This window comes from Streptomyces purpurogeneiscleroticus, from assembly GCF_020024005.1.
Taxonomy (GTDB): domain Bacteria; phylum Actinomycetota; class Actinomycetes; order Streptomycetales; family Streptomycetaceae; genus Streptomyces; species Streptomyces purpurogeneiscleroticus.
Window position 1 is genome coordinate 1 of record NZ_NHSG01000029.1, and the last position, 5,916, is coordinate 5,916.

Below are 5,916 nucleotides of genomic sequence, written 5' to 3' on the forward strand. Positions count from 1 at the left end.
GGCCACCACATCCCCCACCAACGCCTCCGCCAACACGGCAGCGGCTTCGTCGGGGTCGGTGGCGCCGCCGTAGAGGTCGAGGTCGCAGGGGGAGTCGGTGCGTCCGGCCCGCACGATGGCGTCGAAGGCCGCGTCCGGTCCCAGTTCGGCACCGGCGGCCCCGACGGCGACCACGGCGGTACGGCCCGCCAGCGCCTGCAGGGACATCGCCTCGACCACGGGCCGGGTCAGCCGGCTGGTCTTCCCGCTGCCCGGCGGCCCCACCGCCAGCAGGGACGTGCCGAGCAGCGCGGGCTGCAGGGCGATGCCCGCACCCCGGTGCTGATAGGGATTGCGCAGATCATCGGGGGCGGTACCGATCCGCACCTGGTCCGTGAGCAGGTCGTGGCGCGCGCCGCGGTGCGGCAGGTCGCGCAGCCCCGAGGGGTGGGCACAGGCGGTCGCCCCGTGCCGAAGCACCGTGTCGGTGAACGAGGCCAGGGAGTTGCGCCCGGCCTGAACCGAGCGCCAGGCGCGCTCGATCCGGGCCGCGTCGACGTCGTTCATGCGGCCGCTGCGCGTCTCGGCGGCCAGCTTCTCGGCGGCGTCCGGCGCGCCGCCCTCCCGCACTGCGGGCCACAGTGAGCCGTCCGCGGCGGGGGCCGGGGCGGCCTGCGGGGCGTGCTCCGCCCTGCTCCGCAGCACGGGAGCGGCCAGCCGCCGGCCCAGTTCGGCCCAGCGCCCCAGTCGCCCGAAGACGACGAGGAACGCCGCGATGACGAGACCGTAGTAGAGGTACGAGGCCCAGACGTACGCCATCTTGTCGCCGCCGGCCTGCCGCCAGGAGTCCGGCGTCAGGGCCACCAGCGGCCACATCCAGTAGCCGCCGAGGTAGCCGTTCCAGAGCAGCGACCACAGGAGCCAGCCGCACAGGAAGGAGATCACCGCGCCGCTGACGAGCTGGCGCGTCGGCGCCCGGTCCGGCTCCTCCGCCGGCCGCACCCGGTGGCCGTACCGCCAGATCCCCGGCTCCGCCTCGGGGCGGGGCGCGCGCAGCCAGCCGACGAGCGGCGGCTCGCCCGCCTCGGCCGACGCGGGCAGGCCCGGCGGCAGCTTCGGCATCGGCGGTGCAGCAGGTGGTCCGGGCGGTGCCGCCGGATGCGGGATTCCGGCCGAGTGGGTGTTGCGTGCGTCGTGCGTGCCCTCGGTGTTCATCCGGTGTCCCTGTTCCCCCTGGTCAGTGGTGGCGGTGCGGCGGAAGGTGATCGGTGTGCCGCGGATCAATCTACTGGCCGTGCGCCGTCCTGATACCCGGTCCGCGCTATGTCCGGTCCGGACAAGGCGAGGCCCGTACTTCTCCCGAACGGTGCATGCCGCTCCCGCCCCGCCGCCCCTAGCCTGCGAACGCAACCCTTAGTACGTCACGTAGTACGCCGCCTCAGTGCGTCCGCGTCCTCGTTCCCTCCAGGAGACTCCCATGTCCGAACTGACCGGAGGCCCCGCCCTCCCCCAGGAGCGCCGCGTCGTCACCGCGATCCCCGGCCCCAAGTCCCAGGAGCTGTGGGAGCGCAAGCAGGCCACCGTGGCGGCCGGTGTCGGCGCGGTTCTGCCCGTCTTCATCAAGCGCGCCGGCGGCGGTGTGCTGGAGGACGTGGACGGCAACTCCCTCATCGACTTCGGCTCCGGCATCGCCGTGACCTCGGTCGGCAGCAGCGCCGAGGCCGTCGTGCGCCGCGCGACCGCGCAGCTCGCGGACTTCACCCACACCTGTGCCATGGTCACGCCGTACGAGCCGTACATCGAGGTCTGCGAGCAGCTCGCCGAGCTGACCCCGGGTGACCACGAGAAGAAGTCCGCCCTGTTCAACTCGGGTGCGGAAGCCGTGGAGAACGCGGTCAAGATTGCGCGTGCGTACACCAAGCGCCAGGCCGTGGTCGTCTTCGACCACGGGTACCACGGCCGGACGAACCTGACGATGGCGCTGACGGCGAAGAACATGCCGTACAAGCACGGCTTCGGGCCGTTCGCGCCCGAGGTCTACCGGGTGCCGCTGGCTTACCCGTACCGCTGGCTGACCGGCCCGGAGAACTGCGCGCAGGAGGCCGCGGACCAGGCCATCTCGCAGATCACCAAGCAGATCGGCGCCGAGAACGTCGCCGCGATCATCATCGAGCCGGTGCTCGGCGAGGGCGGCTTCATCGAGCCGGCGAAGGGCTTCCTGCCCGCGATCGCGAACTTCGCGAAGGAGAACGGGATCGTCTTCGTCGCGGATGAGATCCAGTCCGGCTTCTGCCGGACCGGGCAGTGGTTCGCCTGTGAGGACGAGGGCATTGTGCCCGACCTGATCACGACCGCGAAGGGTATTGCCGGCGGTCTGCCGCTGGCCGCCGTGACCGGGCGCGCCGAGATGATGGACGCCGCCCACGCGGGCGGTCTGGGTGGCACCTACGGCGGTAACCCCGTCGCCTGCGCCGCCGCCGTCGGCGCGATCGAGACCATGCGCGAGCTGGACCTGAACGCCAAGGCCAAGCGCATCGAAGAGGTCATGAAGGCCCGCCTGCAGACCATGGCCGAGAAGTACGACATCATCGGCGAGGTCCGCGGCCGCGGCGCGATGATCGCGATCGAGCTGGTGAAGTCCGGCTCGAAGGACCCGAACCCGGAGGCGACCTCGGCGCTGGCCAAGGCGTGCCACCAGGAGGGCCTGCTGATCCTGACCACCGGTACGTACGGCAACGTCATCCGCTTCCTGCCGCCGCTGGTCATCGGCGAGGACCTGCTCAACGAGGGGCTGGACATCCTGGAGTCGGCCTTCGCCGCGCTCTGAGACACGCGCTGAGGCACGCGCTGAGGCACGCGCTGAGACGCCTGGAGCAATCTGAGGCGCCTGGAGCGATTTGAGACGCCTGGAGCGAAAAGCGCGGAGCGCCCGTACGTATGTTCGTGCGGGCGCTCTGCGCTTTCCCCGCGCGGGGGTCTCGGACGGGTCCCGGAAGGCGCCGACGGGCGCGGAATCCGGGCTACCGGCCCGAAGTGGCGGGACGGCGTGAAGAAGATGTGCGGGGGCCATGGCGGGTGGGTGATCCGCCTGTTGGAGGGGTGCCGCTCTGCCGTACGGTTTCTGCAGATGAGAGAAACACCCCGCTCGCAGGGGACTGCGAGCGATGCCCGGTCGGCGCTTCCCCGGCTTCGACCTGGCCGTGCCCTCGCGCACACCACCGGAGCCTCCGGCTCCGGGAATCCTCACCGATCGGATGGCCGCCCGCCCCAGACCCCCCGGGGCGCGCGGTTCACCGGTCAGCACGGCCGCCCCGGAACCACCCCCCCTGTTCCGGGGCGGCCGGCCTCTCTCCCCCGCCTCGCGTGCACACTGGCCGCGACGCTCGCGCTCTTCGCGCTCCTCACCTGGCAGGTCGCGGCCCACGGGCCGCTGCTGCGGCTGGACGCCCGGGTGGATCAGGTACTTCTGGACCGTGGTCTCCCGGCCGCGCTCGCCGAACTCCTCGCCGATCTGGGCAATCTGGCGGTGGCTCTGCCCGTGCTGCTGGCCGCCGCGGTGTACGCCGGGTGGCGCGGCCGCGCCGCGGGGCTCCCCCGCTGGTGGCTGCCGCCGCTCGCCGCGGCCGTCGCGATGGCCGCGGTACCGGCACTCGTCGGGCCGCTGCAGGCCGTGCTCGCCCGGCCCGCGCCGCCGGGACCGCTGGCCGGCGCGACCGGCTTCTACCCTTCGGGGCACGCCGCGACGGCCGCCGTCGCGTACGGAGCGGCCGCGCTGCTCCTGCTCCCTTGCGCGGCCGCCCCGCTGACCCGCCGCCTGCTGCTCACTACAGCGCTCGTCCTCGTCCTGGCGAACGGCCCCGGCCTGGTCGTGCGCGGTTACCACTGGCCGGTGGACGTCCTCGGATCATGGGCACTGTCGGCGGCGCTGCTCGTCCTTCTGCATGGACTCCTGTACGGACTCCTGTACGGAGCGGTCACCCGTCGTCGGCCCCCGCCACCCGGGCCGCCGCCTCGTGCAGGGCGAGTTCGAGGATGCCCGGGTCGGTGAGCGTGCCCTCGCCGTCCGGCGGGACGATCCAACGGGTGCCGCCGGTGTACCGGCCCGGGTAGGGCACGACGATCCAGGTGCCCCGGCCGGCCCCGCGCACACCGGTACCGAGCCAGCGGGCCGTCGTGCCCGCCGGGACGAAGAAGCCCATACGGCCCTCCCCGAAGTCGGCGAGGACCGGCCCGGGCCGGTCGAGACAGCTGGTGAGCACGTCGAGAGTGGGGTGGCCAAGGCTGCCGGGGACGATCAGCACGTCCCACGCCAGCCCGGCCGGGAGGAGCGTCACCCCGAAAGGGTTGCGCTCCCATTCGAAGCGGCAGGCTTCCGGGTCCGGTGCCACCGACACGAGCCACTCCACGGCGCGCTTGTCCCGCGTGGGGTCCATAGCTGTCTCCCTCACTCGCTCGCCGGCCCGTCGGGGCCGCGTTCCGAGAGTGAGAGGGGCCGAGCACCGCCTCCTTACACGGATTGATCAAGAACTTGGGTGTCATGGGTCACACCCGGCCATCAGTGGTGCGCGGGCGCGCCCCCTGGGCCCGCCCGCGCCGGGTCAGCTGTCGAAGCCCAGCCCCACCTTGTCCATCGCCTTCAGCCAGAGATTCCGCCGGCCGCCGCGCGCGTCGGCACGGGACATCGACCACTGGGTGATGCCGATGCCGGCCCAGCGCAGCGGTTCCGGCGGGAACGGCAGCGGCTTCGTCCGGACCATCTCCAGCTCCGTGCGTTCCGTGCGCGCGCCCGAGAGCAGGTCGAGCATGACATCCGCGCCGAAGCGGGTGGCGCCCACGCCGAGGCCGGTGTAGCCCGCCGCATACGCGACCCGTCCGGCGTGCGCGGTGCCGAAGAACGCCGAGAAGCGGGCGCAGGTGTCGATCGCGCCGCCCCAGGCGTGGCTGAAGCGGACCTCCTCCAGCTGCGGGAAGTGCTGGAAGAAGTGGCGGGCGAGCTTCTCGTAGGTGGCGGGGTGGTGGTCGTACTCGGCGCGGACCCCGCCGCCGTAGCGGTAGACGACGTCGTAACCGCCCCACAGGATGCGGTTGTCGGCGGTGAGGCGGAAGTAGTGGAAGTGGTTGTTGCTGTCGGACAGCCCCTGGCGGTTCTTCCAGCCGATGGCGGCGAGCTGCTCCTCGGTGAGCGGCTCGGTCATCAGCGCGTGGTCGTAGACCGGGACGATGTACGGGCGGACCCGGCGGACCAGGTTCGGGAAGGCGTTGGTGCCGAGCGCCACGTGGCGGGCGAAGACGCGCCCGTAGGGCGTGCGGACCGCCATGCCCGTGCCGTCGGAGGCCAGGTCGGTGGCGCGGGTGTGCTCGTAGATCCGTACGCCCTGGTCCAGGCACGCCTGCTTCAGGCCCCAGGCCAGCCGGGCCGGGTTGAGCATGGCGACGCCGTCGCGGTTCCACAGGCCGGCCAGGAAGGCCGGCGAGTCGACCTCGGCGCGTACGGCGTCCTGGTCGAGGAAGTCGTACCCGGTGAGGCCGAGGCGGGCGGCGTCCTCGGCGGCCTCGCGGAGCTCGGCGATCTGGTGCGGCTCGGTGGCGAGGTCGATCTCGCCGGTGCGCTCGAAGGCGCAGTCGATGCCGTACCGCTCGACGGCGGCCCCGATGGCGTCGAGGTTGCGGGCGCCCAGCTCTTCGAGCTTCTTCAGCTCGCCGGGCCAGCGGGCCAGGCCGTTGCCGAGGCCGTGGGTGAGCGAGGCGGCGCAGAAGCCGCCGTTGCGGCCGGAGGCGGCCCAGCCGACCTGCTGGCCCTCGACGAGGACGACGTCGCGCTCCGGGTCGCGCTCCTTGGCGAGCAGCGCGGTCCACAGGCCGCTGTAGCCGCCCCCGACGACGAGCAGGTCGCAGCGCTCGTCGCCGACCAGCGCCGGAAGGGCAGCGGGGCGGTCC

The 5,916-nt window shown here is 72.8% G+C and carries 4 protein-coding genes and 1 pseudogene; 2 read left to right on the plus strand and 3 right to left on the minus strand.

Annotated elements, in window-relative coordinates; genetic code table 11:
• Nucleotides 1–1,194: pseudogene (locus CCS38_RS00775) on the minus strand (ATP-binding protein); the annotation flags it as partial.
• 262 nt (nucleotides 1,195–1,456) lie between these two features.
• Here CCS38_RS00775 and gabT point away from each other — a divergent pair.
• Entirely contained in the window at nucleotides 1,457–2,806 is a 1,350-nt protein-coding gene (gabT, locus tag CCS38_RS00780) for a 4-aminobutyrate--2-oxoglutarate transaminase (protein ID WP_223731227.1), read from the plus strand.
• 624 nt (nucleotides 2,807–3,430) lie between these two features.
• Nucleotides 3,431–4,027, plus strand: a complete 597-nt coding sequence (locus CCS38_RS35450; protein WP_308050631.1) for a phosphatase PAP2 family protein — start codon at nucleotides 3,431–3,433, stop codon at nucleotides 4,025–4,027.
• Here the strand turns inward: CCS38_RS35450 and CCS38_RS00790 are convergent.
• On the minus strand, nucleotides 3,954–4,412 hold the full coding sequence (locus tag CCS38_RS00790; RefSeq protein WP_223731229.1) for a hypothetical protein: 459 nt from the start codon (nucleotides 4,410–4,412) through the stop codon (nucleotides 3,954–3,956). The two genes, CCS38_RS35450 and CCS38_RS00790, sit on opposite strands and share 74 nt — an antisense overlap.
• A gap of 165 nt (nucleotides 4,413–4,577) precedes the next feature.
• Nucleotides 4,578–5,916, minus strand: a 1,339-nt coding sequence (locus CCS38_RS00795; protein ID WP_223731230.1) for an NAD(P)/FAD-dependent oxidoreductase, incomplete at its 5' end; no start/stop codon positions are given.